Source organism: Kaistia terrae (assembly GCF_026344005.1).
Taxonomy (GTDB): domain Bacteria; phylum Pseudomonadota; class Alphaproteobacteria; order Rhizobiales; family Kaistiaceae; genus Kaistia; species Kaistia terrae.
Genome location: NZ_JAPKNH010000003.1, coordinates 553003 through 574110, shown reverse-complemented (window position 1 = coordinate 574110; position 21108 = coordinate 553003). Strand labels below are relative to the sequence as shown.

The window sequence follows — 21108 nt, the reverse complement described above, 5'->3', positions numbered from 1 at the left end:
TCAAAGGCGGCGAGGGGGTCAGCGGCCCGGTATACTGGTCTTCCCGAACACCGCTTCAAACTCGCGCCGCATCACGGCGTCGACTTCCGGCATGGTCACGATCCGGCCGAGGTCGGCCAGGCTGGTAACGCCGTGACCTTTGACGCCACAGGGCACGATGCCGTCGAAATGATCGAGCGACGGCTCGATATTGATCGAGATGCCGTGGAACGTCACCCAGCGCCGGACGCGGATGCCGATGGCGGCGATCTTGTCCTCGGCCTCAAAACCCTTCTCAGGGCGCCGCACCCAGACGCCGACCCGGTCATCGCGGCGTTCGCCGCGCACGTTGAAGCCGTCTAGCGTGCGGATGATCCATTGTTCCAGCGACGCCACGAACAGGCGCAGGTCCTGCCTGCGACGGTTCAGGTCGAGCATCACATAGGCCACCCGCTGGCCGGGGCCATGATAGGTGTATTGGCCCCCGCGTCCGGTCTGGAAGACAGGGAAGCGGTCGGGAGCGATGAGGTCTTCCTCATGCGCGCTGGTGCCCGCCGTATAGAGCGGCGGATGTTCGACCAGCCAGATCCGCTCGGCGGCCGTGCCGGCGGCAATGCCGGCAACCCGCGCTTCCATCTCGGCCACCGCATCGGGATAGTCGACGGGCGCATCCTCGATCACCCATTCGACGGGCAGGCTGCTATCTTTCGGCAGCATGGAGGCGGTGAGATTGTCGCGAAGGGTTATGGGCGTCATCGTCTTGGGATCGCTCTGGATCGGCGTGGTTGCCGATCTTTCCTTGTTACAGTTCTCATGTCGGTCAATCCGGTCATAGCGCAAGGGAGAGCGTTGTTCACCTGTCGCCAAAAAAGCGATCCGGATCGGCCAGCCTGTGGATGAAATGAATCAGTTCTCGAAGGCGCTTGTTTCATCGGGGGGCATTTGCTACATCCCACCTCGCGCCGGACAACTACACCGGCTTGGGTTTCGCGGTCGTGGCGGAATTGGTAGACGCGCAGCGTTGAGGTCGCTGTGCCGAAAGGCGTGGAAGTTCGAGTCTTCTCGACCGCACCAAACCCAAATGCAAAAATCCTCGCAAAACGGCGGCCCTCGGGCCGCTGTTTTTGTTTCTGGACCTTGCTGGCCCTGAGACGCTTTCTAAGGGGCGGCAACCTTGCGCCGTCCCTGACGTTGATCCGCATGCACTCTTCTCCCGCCGTCCGGCGGGGTGGGGCGGCGCTGCGTTCCGGCGGAAATGCAACGCTTGCGAGAATGCGCGCCGTGGCGCCGTTTTCGCTTTGTGGTCGCCGGCTTGACGGCTAAAGCTCGCCGGGAACCTCCCCTGAAATCTCCTACACGCGTTCTTGAGGGGCCATGTCGGACGAGATGACCATCGAACGCGACGATCGCCCGGCGGATGGCATCCCGCCGCTGCGCGACGACAATGACAATGTCTCCACGTCGTTTCTCGACGCGCTCGGCGCGGCGATCGAGACAGGGGACAAGGAACGCGCCCGCGCGCTGACCGAGGACCTGCATGAATCGGACGTTGGTGCGATTCTCGAGGCGCTCGATCCCGACCAGCGTCCGGCGCTGATCCAGCTTCTCGGCGATTCCTTCGACTTCACCGCCCTTACCGAACTCGACGAAGCTCTCCGCGTCGAGATTCTGGAAGAATTGCCATCCGAGACCGTCGCCGAAGGCATGCGCGACCTCGATTCGGATGACGCCGTCTACATTCTCGAGGATCTCGACAAGGCCGATCAGGACGAGATTCTCGCCCAGATCCCGTCTGTCGAGCGGTTGGCGCTGAAGCGCAGCCTTGATTATCCGGAAGATAGCGCCGGCCGGCGCATGCAGACCGAGTTTATCGCTGTGCCGCCATTCTGGACGGTCGGGCAGACGATCGACTACATGCGCGAAGCGCAGGACCTGCCGGAAGATTTTCACGAGGTCTTTGTCATTGATCCGGGCTACCACCTGCTCGGCACGGTGTCGCTCAACCGGCTTCTGCGCGCCAAGCGCCCGGTGAAAATCGAAGAACTGGTCAGTGAGGCGCATCATCTGGTGCGCGCGACGGCGGATCAGGAAGAAGCGGCGCGGATGTTCCAGCGCTACAATCTGATCTCGGCCGCTGTCGTGGACGAATCGGATCGGCTGGTCGGCCTTTTGACCATCGACGACATCGTCGATGTGATCCAGGAAGAGGCGGACGAGGACATCAAGCGCCTCGGTGGCGTTGGCGATGAAGAAGTGTCCGACAAGGTCTGGTCGATCGCCAAGAGCCGGTTCCCCTGGCTGTTCATCAATCTGATGACGGCTCTCTTAGCCTCTTTCGTGATCGGCATGTTCGAGCATCAGTTGCAGACCATGGTGGCGCTGGCCGTGCTGATGCCGATCGTCGCCAGCCAGGGCGGCAATGCCGGGACGCAAACGATGACGGTCGCCGTCCGTGCCATCGCCATGCGCGAACTCGGGCCGCACAACGTTCTTCGCGTTGTCGGCCGCGAGCTTGTTGTCGGTATCCTCAACGGTTTCGTCTTTGCGGCCATTGTCGGAACGATGGCAGTCTACCGCTTCGGCATTCTCGATCTCGGCTTCGTTATCGCAGCGGCGATGGTGATCAACCTGATCGCCGCTGCGCTGGGTGGCATCCTGATCCCGCTCGGGCTTAACCGTCTGAAGATCGACCCGGCGATCGCGTCGAGTTCGTTCGTGACGACGATTACCGACCTCGTGGGCTTCTTCTCGTTCCTCGGCTTTGCCGCGCTATGGTTTGGGCTGACTTAAGGCCTTGGCCGACTGAACCGAGGGCGGGCATGAATCGCGCAATTGCGGCGATAGCCAGTCCAGGGCGGGGACGATGGATTGCGACCAATTGGTCCAGTCATGTTGTCCGGGACCGATGCGTAGCGTCGTCTCGTAGCCGGCGCGACGTAGCGCGACATGCAGATCGGCGGAACCCGTGATGATGCCGAGCCCGTCGCGGTCGCCAGCCGTGATCCAGAACGACGGTTTGTCCGGCAAGCTGGCATCCTGCGTCACGCGTGGAAACAGGTTGTCGGCATTGTAGCGGTTGACGTCGAACGGCTTGCCGAAAGCGCCGTCGTAGTAGGCATCGCCCTTCTGGATACGGACGACGTCGTCGGGGTCTATCGGCTGCGCAATGGCGCCCGAGAGGCTGATCACGGCAAGAAACCGGTCGGGATGATCGAGCGCGAAGAGGGCGGCGCCATAGCCGCCCATGGAGAGGCCGCCGATGGCGCGCCCGGCCCTGCATGCGGCAGTTGGAAGCGTCGTGTCGATGGCCTCGACCAGATCGGTGCTCAGCGCGGTCTCCACTCTGCCCGCGCCGCCTGGGTCGGAATTGTCGACGAACCAGCTTTCGCCGCCACCATCGGGCATGACCACGACCAGCGGCGGCAGCTTGCCGGACGCGATCTCTTCATCGAGCGTGGCCGCGATCTTGCCGTAGTCGAGCCAGTCGTCATCGCCACCGCCGCCGCCATGCAAAAGGTAGAGCACCGGCCAACGCGTGCCGGCGGCGGGAGCCGAAGCAGGCTTGTAAAGCGAGTAGGGGATACCGTGACCCAGTGCGACGCTGGGCGCGGTGAGGTGGCGCTCGACGATCCCGTTCGCGTGGGCGGCGGCGATCATCCCAGCTCCGCATAGAAGCGAGCGGCACAAGACGGCTGACATTCGATGAAGCATGATAAGGTTCCCGTACTGCCGGGGACGGCCGGCATACAGGGGATGATATAGAGGCCGGCCCTTCGACAGCATCGCTGACGGCAGCTTGTCACGCGGACGTGATGACCTAGCCCGGTGTGTCGCGCCATGTTTCCCAAATGGACAAAATGTGACCGTGTTTGTGCGGCCTTTGATCGACTTTGAGCGAGAATTCGTTAGACCGGTGCGGGCGGAGCGCACTGCTTCGCGCGGATCGCGGATTGCAGAAAGTAGCGGGATTGACGACTAGCGAGATCAGGACCGGGGTCATCGGGCTCGGTTATTTCGGTTCCTTTCATGCGCGGCAGCATGCTGCCAATCCGAAAGGCCGCCTCGTGGCTGTGGTCGACGCCGATCGTGCCCGCGCCGAGGCCGTCGCCGCCCAGCATGGCGCGCTGGCGGTGTTGGATCACCGCGAACTGATCGGCAAGGTTGACGCCGTGTCGATCACGGTGCCGACTTCGCTGCATCATGCCGTCGCCGCCGATTTCATCGATGCCGGCATTCACGTCCTGATTGAGAAGCCGATTTGCGATACCCCGGATGCGGCGCGCGATTTGATCGCCCGGGCTGAGGCCAAGGGCGTCGTCCTCCAGATCGGTCATATCGAGCGCTTTTCGCCGGTATTCGGGCTGCTGCGCGACAAGGTTAAGGCCCCGCTCACCGTCGAATGCACCCGTATCGGGCCTTGGAAGGGCAGGGCGATCGATGTTGATGTCGTGCTGGATCTGATGATCCACGATATCGATCTCGTCCTGGCGCTGGTTGGCTCAAAGGTGGTGGCCGTCGAGGCGATGGGATCGCGCGTCCTGGCGCCGACCAATGATTTTGCCCTTGCCCAGCTCCGTTTCGCCAATGGCGCCGTGGCGCATCTCTCGGCCAGCCGTATCGCCGATCGGTCCGAGCGCACCATCAAGGTCGTCGAGTCCGACCGCTACTGGGTCGCCGATCTCGCGGCGCGCACCATCACCTCGTACGAGCGCGGCCATGCCGTGCTGTCGCAGGAGGAGATCGCCGTGCCGCCGAGCGACAATCTGGCGCTCGAAATTGATTCGTTCCTTGAGGCCGCCTCCGGAAGGAGCCGGCCCGTCGTCGACGGCCAGGCGGGGCTTGATGCTTTGCTGGTTGCCGACATGATCATTCAGCGTATCGGACAGGCATCGCGCGATGGCGCGGCCGTCCCTATTGGAGACCAGCATTGATGGCGTCCCTTTCTCCTTCTTCCGTTCCGTCTGTTTCCGACCGCATCGGCTTTTTCGACCTGCAGGGTCAGCAGCGCCGCATTCACGACGATGTGCGCCAGCGCGTGGACGCGGTTCTGACGCACGGCCAGTTCATCCTCGGGCCGGAAGTCGCGGAACTGGAGGGCAAGCTTGCCGCCTTCGCCGGTGTTCCCCATGCCATCGCCGTTTCCAGCGGCCGTGACGCGCTGATGATCGGCCTGATGGCGCTGGGAATTGGGCCCGGCGACGCGGTGTTCGTGCCGGCCTTCACCTTCGCGGCGACCGCCGGCGCTGTCTGCTCGATCAATGCGACGCCTATTTTCGTCGATGTTGACCCGACCACCCGCAACATGGACCCGGCCGATCTCGAACGCGCCGTCGCAGAAGTCGTCGCGGCCGGCGAACTGAAGCCCCGCGTGATCATGCCGGTCGATCTCTACGGCCTGCCGGCGGACTATGAGGCGATCGGCAAGATCGCCGCGCGCCATGACATGGTCGTGTTTTCGGACGCAGCGCAGAGCTTTGGCGGTCGTTCCGGCAACAGCCGCGTCGGCGGCATGGCGCCAATCTCGGCGACCAGCTTCTATCCGACCAAGCCGCTCGGCTGCTATGGCGACGGCGGCGCCATCCTGACCGACAATGACGAGATCGCCGAAGCCGTGCGCACGCTGCGCTCGCATGGCCGCCAGGGCACTGGCGATGTCGCCGTGCGCAATGGCATCACCGGCCGTCTCGACACGATCCAGGCGGCTGTCCTGCTCTCCAAGCTGACCATCTTCGAGGCCGAGTTGGAGCGTCGCGACCAGATTGCCAAGCGCTACGACGCGGGCCTGACGGGAAAGGTCGGCGTACAGAAGCGCCCGGCCGGCTATTTCAGCGCCAACGCCATCTACACGATCACGGTCGAGGATCGTGACGCGTTGAAGGCGGCGCTGGATGCGCAGGGCATCGGTAACGCCTTCTTCTACCGTCTGGCGCTGCATCAGCATCCTGCCTTCGCCGAGGCTCCCAAGCGTCCGCTGCCGGTGTCGGAGATGCTCGCATCGACCGTCATCAGCCTGCCTATGCATCCCGAGCTGACCGATGCGGAAGTCGATCGCGTCATCGCTGCGGTCGTTGCCGCCGTGGCGTAAGCACCGTTACAATGTTGTGCCCTAAGGGAATTGTTCCTTAAGGGGTTTCGTCTATCAGGTCCCCGCAGTCTGGAATCGCCGGCTGAGGGGGCCCAAGCGCAGCCATGAACCTCGACGTTCCGACCCTGCTGGTGGTGCTCGCCATCATGAGCCAGATCGCTGCTGTGTCACTGGTGACAATCTGGGTTCAACGCAGATCCGACAGGCATGTGCTGATCTGGGCTTTGGCGATGCAGGTGGGTGCGTTTAGCTGCGTCCTTTTGGTCCTCCGTGGTGTTGTGCCGAACTGGCTATCCATCGGCGTCGCCAACAGCTTCACCTTTGTTGCCTTGGGCGCGGCCTGGAACGGGGCGCGGGCCTTCAACGGCAGGGCAGCGCGCTGGTGGCCGGTGCTCATCGCGCCTGCGATATGGCTGATCGGGCTGCAGGTGCCGGCGATCGCCGATTCGCTCGCCAATCGAATTGCACTGAGTTCCGTGCTCGGCTGCGTCATTTCGCTGGCGCTCGCCTGGGAGATATGGGCCAACGGCAAGGATCGGCTTGTCTGGCGCGGTCCCTTCGCGGCCGTTCCGGCGACGCATGCTGCCTTCCTCGTGTTCCGGGCCATCGCCGCGCTCACCATGGAAGTGTCGACGGATATCTTCCAGGGCGGCCCTTTGATCGCCCTTGGCATCCTCGAACCGATCCTGATGATGTTCGCTGCGACCATCATCGGTCTTCGCCTCTCCGACGAGCGCCTCAAGAACGTGCTGAAACGTGCGGCCTCGATCGACGGACTGACGGGGCTGTTGAACCACGGCGCTTTCATGGATCTCGCCCGGGCGCGGGTCGAGCGTACTCGCGATGACGGCGACTCCATCACCCTGCTGCTGTTCGACCTCGACCGCTTCAAGCAGTTGAACGACCGATATGGCCATGCGGCGGGCGACGCGGCGCTGAAGGCCTTCTCGGCCATCGTTAAGCGACGTGTGAGCGACAAGGATTTCGTCGGTCGTGTCGGTGGCGAGGAGTTCGCGGCGCTTTTGGTCGGCTGTGGCACCGACCGGGGACGACAGGTCGCCGAGCGCATCCGCGCGGACTTCGCCGGCCATCCGGTCCGTCATGCCGGGCACAGCATCTCCGCCACGGTCAGCGTCGGCGTCATGACCGTCAGCGGACAAAAGGCCGATTTCGAAAGCCTGATGGACGCGGCGGACCAGGCGCTCTACGCGGCCAAGCGTGGTGGCCGCGATCTGGTGTTCCTGGCGGCAAGCTGAGCTTGACGCTGGCGCGGCCCCGACTGATGGTAGCCGCCAAATCCCCCCGCGGAGAATCCCCATGCAGACCGTTACGGCGCACGGCGCCATTTTGCCGGTAATCGGCCTTGGCACCTGGAAGCTCTCCGGCGAGACGGCCAGTGTCGCCGTCGCCGCGGCGCTTGAAGCCGGGTACCGCCATGTCGACACGGCCATCGGCTATGGCAACGAAACGGAAGTCGGCGAGGGTATCCGTCGCTCCGGCGTTGCCCGAGACGAGGTGTTCATCACCTCGAAGATCCCGCCCGAGCAGCTGAGCGCCGATGACATGATGCGGGCGGCGGAAGGGTCGCTGCATCGACTGGGCATCGACCAACTGGACCTCATCCTGATCCATTGGCCGAGCCGGACGCTGTCTGCAGCAGAAACGATCCGTTCGCTGAACCGGGTCAAGCAGCGCGCCCTGGCGCGGCATATCGGCGTTTCCAACTATACGATCCGCCTGCTCGACGAGGCCTGGGCTGCGACGGAGGAGCCCATCGTCGTCAATCAGTGCGAGCATCACCCCTATCTCGACCAGGACAAGCTGCGCGCCGCGACGTTGGCGCATGGGACGGCCTTTGTCGCCTATTGCCCGCTCGGCCAGGCCGATGCGCTGGACGAACCGGTGATCAAGGACATTGCCGGACGCTTCGGTCGCACGCCGGCACAGATCGTCTTGCGCTGGCAGATCCAGAAGGGCTGCGTCGCGATCCCGAAGAGCGCGCACCCGGCCCGCATCAAGCAGAACCTCGATATCGAGGGCTTCGAACTCGCGGCCGTCGATATGGCAGACATCGACGCGCTGAAGACCGAGGATTCCCGCATCTGCAATTCGGCCTACTCGCCCGATTGGGATTAATCCTCCACCGCGACGAGAGTTGTCGATGTTCTTCTATGCCGCCAAGCTTATCTGGTTCTTCCTGCAGCCATCCGCAGCCCTGATCCTGGCCCTTGCCGCTGGTGTTGTTTCCATAGGTCTCGGCGCCGTGCGCGTCGGGGCTGGTCTCGTTCTGCTGGGGACGCTCGGGCTTCTGGTTGCCGGGTTCACACCGCTCGGCGCGGCGTTGATGCTGCCGCTCGAGGATCGCTTTGCTCGGGCCGCGCCGGATGGACCGGTGACCGGCATCCTGGTGCTCGGCGGCGGTATCGACCAGCGGATTGGTGACGCGCGCCAGACGCCAACGTTGACGGAGGCGGGCGACCGGCTGACCGAAGGCGTGGCTCTCGCCGTGCGTTACCCGGAAGCGCGGCTTGTCTTCACAGGTGGATCCGACCAGTTCGTCGCGGCTGGTCCTTCAGAAGGCGAGGCGGCCCAGCGGTTCTTCCGCGATATGGGAATTCCCGACCGCCGCCTCACGATCGAGGATCGCAGCCGCGACACAGCCGAAAATGCGCGTTTCAGCAAGGCGTTGCTCGATCCGAAGCCCGGCGAGCGCTGGCTGCTCGTCACATCCGCCTTCCACATGCCGCGTTCCATGGGAAGTTTTCGTGCCGTCGGGTGGGATGTGCTGCCCTGGCCGACGGATTATCGGACCAGCGGACCGGGCGACCTGACGCGTTTCGTCTCGCAGCCGTCAGTCGGGCTGCAACGGGTCGATGTCGCCACCAAGGAATGGATCGGCCTCGTCGCCTACCGGCTTTCGGGCCGAACCAACGCGCTGTTTCCAGGGCCTTAGGACGGGTCCGCTTCGGCGCCACCTTCAACAGGGGCTGCCGCGCCGATCCGATACACACCCTTGAAATCATGCGGGTCGACGATGCGGCCCTTGCGCAGGATGGACGCGCGGCCGTCATCGGCCAGCTTCACCGCAACGGCGCGGATCGGCACCATCAGCAGGCGCCAGACCTTTTCGTCACTGCCGGCGATCGCCCGGGCGACCTCGGTCGGGTCGACACCCTTGCCGGGCGGCAGGCTGGCGATCAATTCCACCATGGTGGTTTCGATCTGCTCGTTGCTGACTTTCATAGAGGTTCCTGACGCGCTGCGGCGATGACGATCTTGGCCGAATCCGAGAAGAACTGCCGATGCAACTGGACAAGAGCCACCACCAATGTGGTGGCGATCAGAGTCCAGCCATTCACGAACCAGCCCAGATAGCCGATGGAAAAGAAGAAGGCCCGGAGGCCGTGATTGAAGTGGCGTCCCGCCGTGATGGTAAATACCGCTGCGCGCTCCGCAGCGGCCAGCGTTTCCGGCTCGTTCGCGTGAGCGGCGGTCGGCGTGGCGCCGATCAGGATCGAAGCATAATTGAACAGCCGGTAGGACCAGCCGAACTTGAAGAAGGCATAGCCGAAGATCAGCATCAAACCGACCACCTTGGCTTCGAACAGCCCCTTCGGCACCGACTCGACCAAAGCGAGATCGTGCAGCACGCCATAGACATGCTCGGCCGAGTTCAGCATGGCAAAGCAGCCACCGATCGCCAGCAGAGATGTCGAGGCGAAGAAGGCTGTGCCGTTCTGCAACCCGCTCATGATGCCAGTATCGATCATGCGCAGATCGCGATGCATCATCGTCCGCATCCATTGCCGACGCTGGATGTCCATCGCTGACGATAGGGTGCGACCGCTACCGGCGCGCGAGGACAGGATAATGGAGTAGAGGAACCACGAGCCGAGGAAGAAAAGAATCGCGGCTGCGTCGACCATGGAAATCGCGATCACAATGCGGCGCTCCTCGTCCTGCCATCCTCAATCGGCCGATGGTGCCAAACCACCCGAGCCGGAGCAACACGCTCTTCAGCGCGACGAGAGCAGGCGCGCGATGGGGCGACGCAGGATCACCATGACGACAATGATGGCCAGGCCGAGCCCGCCGAAAATCGGCTCACGGGTGAGCATTCCGGCCGCTGTCAGCACTAGGCCGGCAATGATGCCGATCATCGCAACGCGGCTCGCCTTTTCGTCAACGGAGCGCTTTTCGTCGGTCATTGTTGCCTCGTGTTCGGGGATCGGATCGGCTGCTGCCGGCCGTTCGTCGTGACGTCGGTGGCTCAAGCATCGTATTGGCATCCCCGCCGCCGCGCCTTGCACTGCTGGTTCGCGCTTTCGCGGGGATGGTGGAACGCCTATGCTACCTTGCGCCGTTTCCAGACAGGCTCATAGGCCAGTCCGAAGCCGAGCGCCAATTCATCCTTGTGGAAAAATCGACGCGGCTCCTGCCGCTCGCGCGTTTGAGGACAGTGTTCCGGAATGCCCCTGCATCTCATCAAGCTCTGCGTCGGTGTCGAATCGATAGAACAGCTGACCGGCTGGATTGCCGAGGACATCCTCCGCCAGCGCGGCATGGGGCTCGAAGCCGAGGATACGCACACGACGCGCATGATGCCGAAGCGCATTCCGGAATTGCTGGATGGCGGATCGCTCTACTGGGTCATCAAGGGCCAGGTGCAGGCGCGCCAGCGCCTGCTCGACCTCCAGGCAGTGACGGGCGCCGATGGCATTCAGCGCTGCCGCATCGTGTTCGATCCAGAAGTGGTGGCGACCGAGTGGCAGCCGAAACGCCCCTTTCAGGGTTGGCGTTATCTGCTGGACAAGGAAGCGCCGCGCGACCTGGCGTCGATTGGCGGCGGTGGTGATGAACTGCCGTCCGCCCTGAAGGCCGAACTCGCTGAGCTCGGCCTTCTGTGAGTCTCTAGACCGCGATGTTGTCGATGAGGCGGGTCTTGCCGAGCCAGGCGGCGGCGAGCATCCGGCGCGGCTCGATCGCTGGGTTGGCGAGTTCGGCCAGCGTCTCGGCGTTGCGCAACACCAGATAGTCGACCCGGAAGCCGGCCTCCGTCAGCGCGGCGCGGCCTTCGGCCAGTGCTGCTTCAACCGAACCGCCAGCGCGAACCAACTCCGCGGCCTGACGCATTGCCCGCGAGATCGTCGTGGCGGTCTGTCGCTCTTCCGGAGAGAGGTAGGCGTTGCGGGAGGAGAGGGCGAGGCCGTCTGCCTCGCGGATGGTCGGCAGTCCGATGATCTCGGTCGGCAGTCGCAAATCGCGCACCATCTGCCGCACCACCATCAGCTGCTGGTAGTCCTTCTCGCCGAACATCGCGACGTCGGGAAAGCCGGCGATCAACAGTTTCGAGACAACGGTTGCGACCCCAGAGAAAAAGTGCGGCCGGAAATCCGTTTCCAGGCCGATGGCGGGGCCGGCCAAGGAGACCGTCGTCGCATAGCCCGCCGGATACATCTCGTTGGCGTTGGGGGCGAACACGGCCTCGACGCCAAGTTCGGCGAGCTTTGCCACATCGCTCGCCTCGGTGCGCGGATAGGCGCCGAAATCCTCGGTCGGAGCAAACTGCGTCGGATTGACGAAGATTGTCACGATGATCCGGTCTGCCCGCTCGCGCGCGGCGCGCACCAGTTCCATATGACCGCTGTGCAGGGCCCCCATGGTGGGCACCATGCCAACGCGAAGACCCTCGCGTCGCCAGGCGGAAACGGCGGCTCGCAGATCGTCGACGGTGCGGTGGATGGTTGGGCTGGCAGGCATGGGCATGTCCTCATTGCGCAAAGCGCGGTCAGGAGGTCGCCCCAGTGTTAGGGAGGGGATGGCTCGAGACGGCGCGCTGACTGTCTAGCAAATCATGCGTATGGCATCCATTGCGGCGCTGGCTCTTGCCGCGACAGGGACTTGCCCGCAATAGAGTGATGGCGGCCGGATGGAATCGGCCCAGTTTGGAGTGCCGATGGGTCTGATTATTCCGTTCTTGGGTGTGCTTGCCGTGTCGATCGGAATCGCCTTCCTGTTCGGAGGCGAGAAGGGCGCGAATGCGCTCGGTCGCTCGGTGCGGCGGGGTGCGGCTGGAGCGCTGATCTCGACGGGGATCTTTACGGCGGCAACAGGGCGCTTGGGCGCGGGCATACCGCTCCTGGCCGTCGGCTTATGGCTGTTAAAGCCAAAGATCCTCGAGCAGATGAAGACGTGGATCGATGGCAGGCAGGTGAAGCAAGGGCGTTTTGCCGGGCGCATGCTGGATACGCTAAGCCCCGACGAACTCGTCGTGCTCTATTCCGAAGTCGCGGGCAGGGCCCGCGACCGCGCATTACTCGAAGCTTATCTCGACCGCCGAATTCCCGGTTGGCGTGAACACGTCGAGACTGACCCGGCAGGCAGGGCGCGCCGCACGGCGCGCGCGGGCACCATGACAGATGAGCAAGCCCACCAGATCCTTGGCCTTGCGGCCGGCGCTTCCGAGGCCGAAATCAGAGCGGCCTACAGACGGTTGATGAAACGCGTCCATCCCGACCAGGGAGGATCGACGTTCTTGGCCGCCCAAATCAACGAGGCGAAGGAAAGACTCCTCGGCGGACATCGCTAGCTCCTAGACACAGGTACAAAAAAGGAGGGCGAAATTCTGGTATGCGGCCAGCCGTTATTGACGGATGGCAAGGCAGGAAACATCCCGCTTCGTCAGGTATGCGCAAACGGCGCGTGCCTGATCCTTGTTATCAAAACCGGCAAAGCGAGCCCGGTACATCGTCGACGAACCCTTTACGACAGGTTCGACGCTCTGCGTGGCGCTGGACAGCATCTTGCCGGCCTTCGACTTGGCGCGATCCAGCATCAGCCTGGCGCCGTCTTCGTCCGGCGTGGCGGCGATCTGGATCTTCCAGCCATCGGAAATCTGGGTGGCCGGTGCGGCCGAGGCTTCTATACTGCCCGTGACACTGCCGGCATCGTCATCCGCCGTCGGTGCGGGCTCGATGATCGAAGCGGTCTTGACGCCCGGGCGGTCGAGATTTTTCCCGGCAGGGCCGGTCTGGAAGACCATACGGGGGCCGCGTGCGGCGGCCGGTTCGATCGGCTCCGCGGCATAGGCCTGCATGGACACGGGCTCTTCGTCCAGGATATCGGCAATCTGGGCCGGTGCGGGTGCCGGAGCCGGCGCAGCCTTGGGAGCGCGCGCGGGAATTGGAGCGACGGCGGCAGCAACGACTACCGGCTCCGCACGAATGGGACGGGCCTGCGGGGCGGGGGCCGGCGCAACAGCCGCGACTTCAACCTCGACATCGTCTTCGACGGCCGGAACATTCTTGGCGCGGGCGAACAGCGACCGCGACTTGGCGGGGCCCGCATAGGCGACGGGCAGGTACTTCTCAAGCAGGTTGGCCATCTGCTTGTCGCGCGCCGCGCCGGTGTTGCCGCCCATCACCGTGGCGACGAGAGCGCGGTTGTCGCGCTTCACCGACGAGACGAGGTTGAAGCCCGACGCGTTCGTGTAGCCGGTCTTGATGCCGTCCACGCCCTCGACGCGGCCGAGCAGGCGATTGTGGCCCCGGATCTCGCGACCGTTATAGACGAAGCTCCTGGTCGAGAAATACTTGTAGTAGCGGGGATAGTTCTCCTGCAGCGCGCGGCCGAGCGTCGCCATGTCGCGTGCCGTCGACCACATTCCGTTGTTCGGCAGGCCCGAAGCATTGCGGAACGTGGTGCGGCTCATGCCGATTGAGCGGGCAGTGCGTGTCATGCGCTGGGCGAAGGCGGTTTCGGAACCGGAGATGTTCTCGGCGATAACGACAGCGGCATCGTTGGCAGAGCGGGTGATCAGGCCCAGCATGGCGTCGCGAACGGCGATGGTCGAGCCGGGCTTGAGGCCGAGCTTGGTCGGGCTCTGGCGCGAGGCGAAGGCGGAGACCTTCAGCCGCGACGACATGGTGAGACGACCGGCTTCCAACTCGCCGAAAAGAACGTAGAGCGTCATCATCTTGGTCAGGGATGCAGGACGACGTAGCGCATCAGGCTCTTTCGAATAGAGCACCTTGCCGGTCTTGGCATCGACGACGATGGAGGAGTTGGGCGCTGCGGCGGCTTCCACGGTGACCGCGGTCAACGTCACGCCAGCTACGAGAAGTCCAGCCAAGACGTTCCGGACCGAACGGACGCAATGCCGGCCGAGGGGGTTCAGGCCCATCAACATGTGAGTAGTTTCTCCGCGTCTCGCAGGACCGGAGCGTGAACCCCGGCAGTGCCCAATTACCAACTGACCGCAAGACCGGAACTTTTTTGAGGCAGGATCGGTATCTCGGAACGAAAATGCTGCGAGCCGAATTTTCGGCCACCAGCAAGGCTTCTTCCCTGAATTCCGGTCCAGTCCCTCGAATCGTGCAACCTGCCAACGCCGCACGGCTCTCCGGTCTGATGAACGGAGGCTAAGGAAACGCCGTTACGAATCCGTAAAAATTGCCGGGTCAGTTCGTTCCCGTTTTGGGGCCATCGCGAGGTGCCGCAGCGGCGGGCATGGATTTGCCCTGTTGTGCAGTGCAGCAAAAATTCTTGACTCTGGAACTGCGCTGCCTGAACGTGCCTGGATCGAACCTGCTATGGCGCGGGTTCTCGCGTGGAGGGCATCTCATTGATCCAGGATTTCGACGGCATCCAGAAGGCGAGCCAGGAAAGCATCGATTTGATGATGAAGAGCTATGGCTCGATCGGTCAGGGTTTTCAGGCAATAGCCACCGAGGCCGCCGACTACTCGCGAAAGAATTTCGAGGCCGGCTCGGCTGCGCTGGAGCGTGTTCTGTCCGCGACCAGCGTCGAAAAGGCTGTCGAAGCTCAGGGCGAGTACGTCAAGGCAGCCTATGAGAGCTATCTCGGCCAGGTTTCGAAGGTCGGTGCGATGATGACCGAGATGACGCGCGAGACCTACAAGCCGTTTGAAGGCCTGTTTGGGAAGTTCCCCAAGTAGACGTCGCCGCAAATGCGAATTCCAAAAGCCCGGCCGTCGCGCCGGGCTTTCTGTTTCGGCGCCTCAACGAAATGACTAATCCATCTCCTCCGGCAACGTGCCGAAGCGCGCCAGCGTGATTGGCTCGCCATAATCGCCCAATTCGCTATCGGCCGCGATTTGGAAGGCGATCACGCCGGCTCGAGTTTCCGCCAGCTTTTCGGCGCGCATCTTGGCGTTCGCCGCGGAACTCGCCGCGACGGCGGGTTCCGCCTCCAGCTTGCCCCGCTTGTTGAGCCGGTAGGGTTGGACGATAAATTGGGTTGTGACGGCCATTTAGGCTCCGATCCATGCCATGTCGGACTCGACTGGCGGGATCGAGATAGGACCGAAAGGGATGTGATGTCCATGCGGCGGACCGGCCCCACTTCCATCCCCGGCAAGCCTCCCCATATAAAAGTCCAACACCTCTCCCGCCTGTCTGGGGCGTGGCAGCGCGGATCCTCAAAATGAGCGATTGCGCTGCAGCGTGATAATCGGCAGGATTCCGTTTTAGCGACGTTATTGATCGAACCCTATGAGCAAAGAACCTCGTCGTTCCGATGATGCCGACAACGAAATCGGCGTCATCACCAAAACGCGGCCCAAAACCAAGCGGCCGAACCTGTATCGCGTTCTGCTTCTGAACGACGACTACACGCCGATGGAATTCGTCGTGCACGTCGTCGAACGGTTCTTCAACAAGAACCGGGAGGAGGCCACGCAGATCATGCTGCATGTGCATCAGCATGGTGTGGGGGAGTGTGGTGTCTTCACCTATGAAGTGGCCGAGACCAAGGTCACACAGGTGATGGATTTCGCGCGAAAACACCAACATCCGCTGCAATGCGTGATGGAAAGGAAGTGAGGTCCTAACGTGCCGTCATTCTCCCGAAGCCTCGAAAAGGCCCTCCACCAGGCGCTCGCCATAGCGAACGAACGCCATCAGGAATACGCGACCCTCGAACATCTGTTGCTCGCTCTGATCGAAGATCAGGACGCAGCTGCCGTTATGCGCGCCTGCAATGTCGATCTCGACATGCTGAAGCGCAGCCTGATCGACTACATCGATACGGAACTGGCCAATCTGGCGCATGGCCCAGAGGAAGACTCGAAGCCGACCGCCGGGTTCCAGCGCGTGATCCAGCGCGCCGTGATCCATGTCCAGTCGTCCGGACGGGAAGAAGTCACCGGCGCCAACGTGCTCGTCGCCATCTTCGCCGAGCGCGAGAGCCATGCCGCCTACTTCCTGCAGGAGCAGGACATGACCCGCTACGACGCGGTCAACTATATCTCGCATGGCATCGCCAAGCGGGCAGGCATGAGCGAGAGCCGGCCGGTGCACGGCGTCGACGACGACGCAGCCACGGTCGACAGCCGTGAGGAAAACAAGAAAAAGGCTGATGCGCTCGACGCTTATTGCATCAACCTGAACGAAAAGGCGAAGAAGGGGAAGATTGACCCGCTGATCGGCCGCGACGTCGAAATCGCGCGCACGATCCAGATTCTCTGCCGCCGTCAGAAGAACAACCCGCTCTTCGTCGGCGACCCCGGCGTCGGCAAGACGGCGATCGCCGAGGGTCTTGCCAAGCGGATCGTCGAGGGTGACGTCCCCGACGTGCTCGCCGGCTCGACCATCTTCTCGCTCGACATGGGCACGCTGCTCGCCGGAACCCGCTATCGCGGTGATTTCGAGGAGCGGCTGAAGCAGGTCGTCAAGGAGATCGAGGAATATCCGGGATCGATCCTGTTCATCGACGAGATCCACACCGTCATTGGTGCGGGCGCGACGTCGGGCGGGGCGATGGATGCTTCGAACCTTCTGAAGCCGGCGCTGGCCGGTGGTTCGATCCGCTGCATTGGCTCGACCACCTACAAGGAATATCGGCAGTTTTTCGAGAAGGACCGGGCGCTCGTCCGGCGCTTCCAGAAGATTGACGTCAACGAGCCGACGATCCCCGATGCGATCGAGATCCTGAAGGGGCTCAAGCCCTATTTCGAGGATTTTCACCGCGTCCGCTATACCAACGACGCCATCAAGTCGGCGGTTGAGCTTTCGGCCCGTTACATCCATGACCGCAAGCTGCCGGACAAGGCGATCGACGTGATCGATGAGACCGGCGCCTCGCAGATGCTGGTGCCGGAGAACCGCCGCAAGAAGACGATCGGCGTAAAGGAGATCGAGGACACGATCGCCACGATGGCGCGGATCCCGCCCAAGACGGTGTCGAAGGACGACCAGGAAGTGCTCAAGAGCCTGGAGGCGACGCTGAAGCGTGTCGTTTACGGGCAGGACAGCGCCATCGCCCAGGTCACCTCGGCAATCAAGTTGGCGCGTGCTGGCCTGCGCGAACCGGAGAAGCCGATCGGCTCCTACCTGTTCGCCGGACCGACGGGTGTCGGCAAGACCGAAGTCGCCAAGCAACTGGCGGCGAGCCTCGGCGTCGAGCTGATCCGCTTCGACATGTCGGAATACATGGAGCGCCATACGGTCTCGCGGCTGATCGGCGCGCCTCCCGGCTATGTCGGCTTCGATCAGGGCGGTCTTCTGACTGATGGCGTCGACCAGCATCCGCATTGCGTGCTGCTGCTCGACGAAATCGAGAAGGCGCATCCGGACCTGTTCAACATCCTGTTGCAGGTGATGGATCACGGCAAACTGACCGACCACAACGGCAAGCAGGTCGATTTCAGGAACGTCATCCTGATCATGACCACCAATGCCGGTGCGGCCGATCTCGCCAAGCCCGCCATCGGCTTCAAGTCGACGACGCGCGACCCCGACGACCAGGAGGCGATCAACCGCCTGTTCGCGCCGGAGTTCCGCAACCGGCTCGATGCGATCGTCCAATTCGGCAATCTGCCGATCGAGGTCGTGCATAACGTTGTGCAGAAGTTCGTGCTTCAGCTTGAAGCGCAGCTGGCAGACCGGGGTGTTACGTTCGATCTGTCGCCCGAGGCGGTCGATTGGCTGGCTCACAAGGGTTACGATCGCCAGATGGGCGCCCGCCCGCTTGGCCGCGTGATCCAGCAGTTCATCAAGCAGCCGCTGGCTGACGAGGTGCTGTTCGGCAAGCTGCGCAAGGGCGGTACGGTCAAGATCACGGTCGAGACCAAGGAAAATGGCGAGACTGGCCTGCATCTCGACCCGATCGAGGATGGACCGGTGACGCCGAAGCGTGAGCCGGAAGAGCCCAAGGCCAAGGCGAAGCCTCGCCGCAAGGCGGCCGGCACGAGCGCGAAGAAGGTGGCGGCCGAGAAGCCTACGCCACCGAAGCGCGGTGGTTTGGTCCCGAAGGTGCCGCTGAAGACGGAGTAATCCGCCTGGTACAAACGGAATGAAAGCGGGGGCGCCGAAAGGCGCCCCCGTTTGCTTGTGAGGGTCGGTGAGGGGGCGTCAAGCCGCCTCTTGCGCGGCAGCCTTACGGTCGTTCGAATGCACTGTGCGGAAGCCGACCGAGAAGCGGTTCCAGGTGTTGATGGTGCCGATCAGCAGCGTCAGTTCGACCTGCTCCTTGGCCGAGAATACGCCCTGCAGCGCTTCATAGTCTGCATCCGGCGCATGCGTCTCGGCAACCAGCGTCAGCGCTTCGGTCCAGGCAAGCGCTGCGCGCTCCCGCTTGGTATACAGCAGCGATTCGCGCCAGGCGCTGAGGAGGTAGATGCGTTCCTCGGTCTCTCCATTCTTGCGCGCATTCGCCGTATGCATGTGCAGGCAATTTGCGCAGCCATTGATTTGCGAGGCGCGGATTTCCACCAGTTCCTGCAGGCTGTGCTCGATACTGCCGGCGGCGAGTTTGCCGCTCAGTTCGATCATAGCCTTGACGGCTTCCGGGGCGGCGGCAAAGGCGTTCAGTCGCTCGTGCATGATGTTCTCCATGGGGTTACGGAGACAAGACGAGACAGGCTGGCCACCTGTGACATGGTGGTCGCGGATTATTTCCCGCCGAGCGCGGCGCGGACCCGCTCGGCGTTTTCGGCCAGGATCTCAGGCTTCTCCATGGTGCCGGTATGGGGATGCAGCGGCTCGCCGTCGAAGCGCGGAATGATGTGCACGTGCAGGTGGAAAACCGTCTGGCCGGATGCCGGCTCGTTGAACTGCATCACGGTGACGCCATCGGCCGCGAAGGCGAGCTTGGCGGCGCGGGCGAGCTTTTGCACGACCGGCATCAGCCGTGACAGAACGGCGGGATCCGCGTCGAGCAGATTTCGCGAGGCGGCCTTTGGCACGACCAGCAGATGGCCGGGGCCTTGCGGCATCACATCCATGAAGGCGATCGCCTCGGCGTCCTCATAGACGCTGTGCGACGGGATTTCGCCGCGCAGGATGCGGGCGAAGATGTTGGCGTCGTCATACTGGGTCATGGATGTCTCCCGTCATGAGTTTCAGGTCTGCTCGGTCAGGACAGCAACCTGCGGCGCAGCCTTGCCGAGATCGATCATGCCCTGTTCGATCAACGTGCGGTGGAAGCGGTTCTTCCGCTCCGATGATGTCGCCATATAGAGCGCCCCGCATTCGTCGATGAGACCGGCGCGGGTGGCGGTTGTGGCGTCGAGCGGCAGGCCGGAAGCCTGTAGCGCTATGGTGCCGAGCATGGCGATGTCGAGCCTCTCCGGCACGCTCGTCAGAGCTGGCTCGAAATTGATGCCTTCGATCGCATAAAATGTCTCGAACTGGCGCGGATCGTCCAGCGCGATACCGCGCGCTTCCTCGATGGCGCGCGTCATGGTCGGTTGATGGTCGCCATAGCGCACGATCAGCATCGGCCGGTCGGGATATCGCGCCGCGAGCATCGCCTTGAACGTCGCGTAGCTTTCGGCCGTCTCGGCCAGACGGGCATAGTATTCGCCGTAATTGCCGTCAGGCAGGGCGGCGGTGGCGAAGCGCCGTTCCTCTTCATAGAGTCCGGGCGGCACAAGCCGCGTTTCATGCGGGCCGTGATTGAAATTGGTCAGCGCCATCAGGAAGCGGGGGGCCGGGTCGCGGTCGAGCGAACGCTCCAGCGCAGCCCGGGTTGCCTCGAAGAATGCCGCATCCGAATTGCTCACCTCGAAAGCGGTGAGATCGAAGGGGGGCGGGAATTCGTCAGAAAACACCCGCTCTGTAACGCCGATGCCGGCATAGAAGGCGTCGTAGTTCATGAATTCGCGCCGGCAACTGGTGGAGAGCATCGTGCGGTAGCCGAGCGCCGCCAATTCGCTTGGCAAAGAGTGCCGGAAGCGACCAACACCCTTCTTGAATAGGAAATAGGAATCCGGCCCGAAGCTGGCGGACGAAAGTCCCGTCAGCAGGCTGAATTCCGTCTGCCACGATCCCCCGCCATAGATGTCGACATGCAGCCGTCCGGCCAGCGCACCCTTCGGCGTCAGGAGCTCAGCGATGCGATCGTCTACGGGGAGGTCGTAGAGGCGGGGATCGAACACCGATTCATGCTGGATGACGATAATGTCGGGACGGATATTGGTTCGAGCGGCGATCGGCGATGCCAGCGGCAGCGAGGTCGCGGCCACATCGAGCATCCGCAGTCCTCCGGTAGGCCACCAACTGGCAATATCGACCAGCGAGGTCATGAAGAACGAGAAGAAGCGCTTTTGCGTCGTGACGTCGGTCCGGTAAGCGGTACCGCCATTCGCTCGCCAGAGCGCGTAGAGCGCCACGCCGGTGAGCACGAAGGCGAGCCCGCGCGACGACAAGGCGAGGGGCACGCCGCGTACCAGCGCCAGCGTCGCCATGGCCGCGAGGAATAGCAGCACCGCGCCGGCAATCGTCAGGGCGGCCGTGCGCCGATACTGCCGCAGCATGAAAGGGATCGTGCCGGCAAAAGTCAGCGCCAGGTCACCGACGGCGAGTTTCATGCCGCTGTGGTGATGCTTGACGGCCGAGGCGCCGACGATCGTCAACGCCAGGATCAGCGCCAGCAGCGTGGCTCGCTCCAGATCGCCGACGACAAGCAGGAAGCAGGTGGTCAGGAAGGCGAAGGCCAGCAGGGCGAAGACAGGCTTTGCCGGTTGCCGTTCGGTCACGAGCAGGATGGCCGCCGCGCCGACCCAGAGAAGAATCGCTGTCATT

The 21108-nt window shown here is 63.2% G+C and carries 22 protein-coding genes and 1 tRNA gene; 12 read left to right on the top strand and 11 right to left on the bottom strand.

The window, feature by feature from the left end; translation table 11 throughout:
- Window positions 1-18: 18 nt before the first annotated feature.
- Window positions 19-735, bottom strand: coding sequence for a lipoyl(octanoyl) transferase LipB (gene lipB, locus OSH12_RS12300; protein WP_266343836.1), 717 nt, complete (start codon window positions 733-735; stop codon window positions 19-21).
- A gap of 233 nt (window positions 736-968) precedes the next feature.
- Between lipB and OSH12_RS12295 the strand changes: the two genes are divergently transcribed.
- Both OSH12_RS12295 and mgtE read left to right on the top strand, forming a co-directional pair.
- Window positions 969-1053 (top strand) — tRNA-Leu (locus OSH12_RS12295).
- A gap of 300 nt (window positions 1054-1353) precedes the next feature.
- On the top strand, window positions 1354-2769 hold the full coding sequence (gene mgtE, locus OSH12_RS12290) for a magnesium transporter (RefSeq protein ID WP_266343835.1): 1416 nt from the start codon (window positions 1354-1356) through the stop codon (window positions 2767-2769).
- Here mgtE and OSH12_RS12285 read toward each other — a convergent pair.
- On the bottom strand, window positions 2749-3636 hold the full coding sequence (locus tag OSH12_RS12285) for an alpha/beta hydrolase (RefSeq protein ID WP_266343834.1): 888 nt from the start codon (window positions 3634-3636) through the stop codon (window positions 2749-2751). The two genes, mgtE and OSH12_RS12285, sit on opposite strands and share 21 nt — an antisense overlap.
- A gap of 311 nt (window positions 3637-3947) precedes the next feature.
- Here OSH12_RS12285 and OSH12_RS12280 point away from each other — a divergent pair, with 311 nt between their 5' ends.
- The 5 genes from OSH12_RS12280 (at window position 3948) to OSH12_RS12260 (ending at window position 9017) form a co-directional block, all read left to right on the top strand.
- Entirely contained in the window at window positions 3948-4910 is a 963-nt protein-coding gene (locus OSH12_RS12280; protein ID WP_266343833.1) for a Gfo/Idh/MocA family protein, read from the top strand.
- Window positions 4910-6064, top strand: coding sequence for a DegT/DnrJ/EryC1/StrS family aminotransferase (locus OSH12_RS12275; protein WP_380225019.1), 1155 nt, complete (start codon window positions 4910-4912; stop codon window positions 6062-6064). The genes OSH12_RS12280 and OSH12_RS12275 overlap by 1 nt, the downstream gene beginning before the upstream one ends.
- A 104-nt stretch (window positions 6065-6168) precedes the next feature.
- Window positions 6169-7320 carry a GGDEF domain-containing protein gene (locus OSH12_RS12270; RefSeq protein ID WP_266343832.1) on the top strand — a complete coding sequence of 384 codons (1152 nt, stop codon included), beginning with the start codon at window positions 6169-6171 and terminating at the stop codon, window positions 7318-7320.
- Between the two features lie 61 nt (window positions 7321-7381).
- The gene (locus OSH12_RS12265; protein WP_266343831.1) at window positions 7382-8200 is read left to right on the top strand and encodes an aldo/keto reductase; all 819 of its coding nucleotides are present in this window, start codon (window positions 7382-7384) and stop codon (window positions 8198-8200) included.
- A 25-nt stretch (window positions 8201-8225) separates the two neighbouring features.
- The gene (locus OSH12_RS12260; RefSeq protein ID WP_266343830.1) at window positions 8226-9017 is read left to right on the top strand and encodes a YdcF family protein; all 792 of its coding nucleotides are present in this window, start codon (window positions 8226-8228) and stop codon (window positions 9015-9017) included.
- On the opposite strand, the gene OSH12_RS12255 is transcribed toward OSH12_RS12260, so the two are convergent.
- The 3 genes from OSH12_RS12255 to OSH12_RS12245 form a co-directional block, all read right to left on the bottom strand.
- Window positions 9014-9307 carry a DUF3253 domain-containing protein gene (locus OSH12_RS12255; RefSeq protein ID WP_266343829.1) on the bottom strand — a complete coding sequence of 98 codons (294 nt, stop codon included), beginning with the start codon at window positions 9305-9307 and terminating at the stop codon, window positions 9014-9016. The genes OSH12_RS12260 and OSH12_RS12255 overlap by 4 nt on opposite strands.
- Window positions 9304-10005, bottom strand: coding sequence for a DUF599 domain-containing protein (locus OSH12_RS12250; protein WP_266343828.1), 702 nt, complete (start codon window positions 10003-10005; stop codon window positions 9304-9306). The genes OSH12_RS12255 and OSH12_RS12250 overlap by 4 nt, the downstream gene beginning before the upstream one ends.
- Window positions 10006-10080: 75 nt before the next feature.
- Complete coding sequence (locus OSH12_RS12245; RefSeq protein ID WP_266343827.1) at window positions 10081-10272, bottom strand: hypothetical protein; 192 nt, start codon at window positions 10270-10272, stop codon at window positions 10081-10083.
- 261 nt (window positions 10273-10533) lie between these two features.
- On the opposite strand from OSH12_RS12245, the gene OSH12_RS12240 reads away from it, so the two are divergent.
- Window positions 10534-10971 carry a DUF1489 family protein gene (locus tag OSH12_RS12240; RefSeq protein WP_266343826.1) on the top strand — a complete coding sequence of 146 codons (438 nt, stop codon included), beginning with the start codon at window positions 10534-10536 and terminating at the stop codon, window positions 10969-10971.
- Window positions 10972-10975: 4 nt separating this feature from the next.
- On the opposite strand, the gene panC is transcribed toward OSH12_RS12240, so the two are convergent.
- Entirely contained in the window at window positions 10976-11824 is an 849-nt protein-coding gene (gene panC / locus OSH12_RS12235) for a pantoate--beta-alanine ligase (RefSeq protein WP_266343825.1), read from the bottom strand.
- A gap of 196 nt (window positions 11825-12020) precedes the next feature.
- On the opposite strand from panC, the gene OSH12_RS12230 reads away from it, so the two are divergent.
- Entirely contained in the window at window positions 12021-12653 is a 633-nt protein-coding gene (locus tag OSH12_RS12230; protein WP_266343824.1) for a DnaJ domain-containing protein, read from the top strand.
- 54 nt (window positions 12654-12707) lie between these two features.
- Here the strand turns inward: OSH12_RS12230 and OSH12_RS12225 are convergent, their stop codons facing one another.
- On the bottom strand, window positions 12708-14195 hold the full coding sequence (locus OSH12_RS12225) for a D-alanyl-D-alanine carboxypeptidase (protein WP_266343823.1): 1488 nt from the start codon (window positions 14193-14195) through the stop codon (window positions 12708-12710).
- Between the two features lie 492 nt (window positions 14196-14687).
- Here OSH12_RS12225 and OSH12_RS12220 point away from each other — a divergent pair, with 492 nt between their 5' ends.
- Window positions 14688-15020 carry a phasin family protein gene (locus OSH12_RS12220; RefSeq protein WP_266343822.1) on the top strand — a complete coding sequence of 111 codons (333 nt, stop codon included), beginning with the start codon at window positions 14688-14690 and terminating at the stop codon, window positions 15018-15020.
- Between the two features lie 75 nt (window positions 15021-15095).
- Here the strand turns inward: OSH12_RS12220 and OSH12_RS12215 are convergent, their stop codons facing one another.
- Complete coding sequence (locus OSH12_RS12215) at window positions 15096-15335, bottom strand: hypothetical protein (RefSeq protein ID WP_266343821.1); 240 nt, start codon at window positions 15333-15335, stop codon at window positions 15096-15098.
- Window positions 15336-15576: 241 nt separating this feature from the next.
- Here OSH12_RS12215 and clpS point away from each other — a divergent pair, with 241 nt between their 5' ends.
- Window positions 15577-15906: an ATP-dependent Clp protease adapter ClpS gene (clpS, locus tag OSH12_RS12210; protein WP_266343820.1), complete on the top strand. Its 330-nt coding sequence runs from the start codon at window positions 15577-15579 to the stop codon at window positions 15904-15906.
- Window positions 15907-15915: 9 nt separating this feature from the next.
- Complete coding sequence (gene clpA / locus OSH12_RS12205; RefSeq protein ID WP_266343819.1) at window positions 15916-18357, top strand: ATP-dependent Clp protease ATP-binding subunit ClpA; 2442 nt, start codon at window positions 15916-15918, stop codon at window positions 18355-18357.
- A gap of 78 nt (window positions 18358-18435) precedes the next feature.
- On the opposite strand, the gene OSH12_RS12200 is transcribed toward clpA, so the two are convergent.
- The 3 genes from OSH12_RS12200 to OSH12_RS12190 all read right to left on the bottom strand — a co-directional run bounded on the left by OSH12_RS12200 (window position 18436) and on the right by OSH12_RS12190 (window position 21107).
- Complete coding sequence (locus tag OSH12_RS12200; RefSeq protein ID WP_266343818.1) at window positions 18436-18906, bottom strand: carboxymuconolactone decarboxylase family protein; 471 nt, start codon at window positions 18904-18906, stop codon at window positions 18436-18438.
- A 68-nt stretch (window positions 18907-18974) separates the two neighbouring features.
- The gene (locus tag OSH12_RS12195; RefSeq protein ID WP_266343817.1) at window positions 18975-19403 is read right to left on the bottom strand and encodes an HIT family protein; all 429 of its coding nucleotides are present in this window, start codon (window positions 19401-19403) and stop codon (window positions 18975-18977) included.
- Window positions 19404-19424: 21 nt separating this feature from the next.
- Complete coding sequence (locus OSH12_RS12190; RefSeq protein WP_266343816.1) at window positions 19425-21107, bottom strand: sulfatase-like hydrolase/transferase; 1683 nt, start codon at window positions 21105-21107, stop codon at window positions 19425-19427.
- Window position 21108: the final 1 nt, after the last annotated feature.

Excerpts from the sequence above, each read along its gene's own strand:
- lipB (WP_266343836.1), bottom strand. The coding sequence starts at position 735 with ATGACGCCCATAACCCTTCGCGACAATCTCACCGCCTCCATGCTGCCG.
- mgtE (WP_266343835.1), top strand. The coding sequence starts at position 1,354 with ATGTCGGACGAGATGACCATCGAACGCGACGATCGCCCGGCGGATGGC.
- OSH12_RS12285 (WP_266343834.1), bottom strand. The coding sequence starts at position 3,636 with ATGATCGCCGCCGCCCACGCGAACGGGATCGTCGAGCGCCACCTCACC.
- OSH12_RS12275 (WP_380225019.1), top strand. The coding sequence starts at position 4,910 with ATGGCGTCCCTTTCTCCTTCTTCCGTTCCGTCTGTTTCCGACCGCATC.
- OSH12_RS12270 (WP_266343832.1), top strand. The coding sequence starts at position 6,169 with ATGAACCTCGACGTTCCGACCCTGCTGGTGGTGCTCGCCATCATGAGC.
- OSH12_RS12265 (WP_266343831.1), top strand. The coding sequence starts at position 7,382 with ATGCAGACCGTTACGGCGCACGGCGCCATTTTGCCGGTAATCGGCCTT.
- OSH12_RS12260 (WP_266343830.1), top strand. The coding sequence starts at position 8,226 with ATGTTCTTCTATGCCGCCAAGCTTATCTGGTTCTTCCTGCAGCCATCC.
- OSH12_RS12255 (WP_266343829.1), bottom strand. The coding sequence starts at position 9,307 with ATGAAAGTCAGCAACGAGCAGATCGAAACCACCATGGTGGAATTGATC.
- OSH12_RS12245 (WP_266343827.1), bottom strand. The coding sequence starts at position 10,272 with ATGACCGACGAAAAGCGCTCCGTTGACGAAAAGGCGAGCCGCGTTGCG.
- OSH12_RS12240 (WP_266343826.1), top strand. The coding sequence starts at position 10,534 with ATGCCCCTGCATCTCATCAAGCTCTGCGTCGGTGTCGAATCGATAGAA.
- panC (WP_266343825.1), bottom strand. The coding sequence starts at position 11,824 with ATGCCTGCCAGCCCAACCATCCACCGCACCGTCGACGATCTGCGAGCC.
- OSH12_RS12230 (WP_266343824.1), top strand. The coding sequence starts at position 12,021 with ATGGGTCTGATTATTCCGTTCTTGGGTGTGCTTGCCGTGTCGATCGGA.
- OSH12_RS12215 (WP_266343821.1), bottom strand. The coding sequence starts at position 15,335 with ATGGCCGTCACAACCCAATTTATCGTCCAACCCTACCGGCTCAACAAG.
- clpS (WP_266343820.1), top strand. The coding sequence starts at position 15,577 with ATGAGCAAAGAACCTCGTCGTTCCGATGATGCCGACAACGAAATCGGC.
- OSH12_RS12200 (WP_266343818.1), bottom strand. The coding sequence starts at position 18,906 with ATGCACGAGCGACTGAACGCCTTTGCCGCCGCCCCGGAAGCCGTCAAG.
- OSH12_RS12195 (WP_266343817.1), bottom strand. The coding sequence starts at position 19,403 with ATGACCCAGTATGACGACGCCAACATCTTCGCCCGCATCCTGCGCGGC.
- OSH12_RS12190 (WP_266343816.1), bottom strand. The coding sequence starts at position 21,107 with ATGACAGCGATTCTTCTCTGGGTCGGCGCGGCGGCCATCCTGCTCGTG.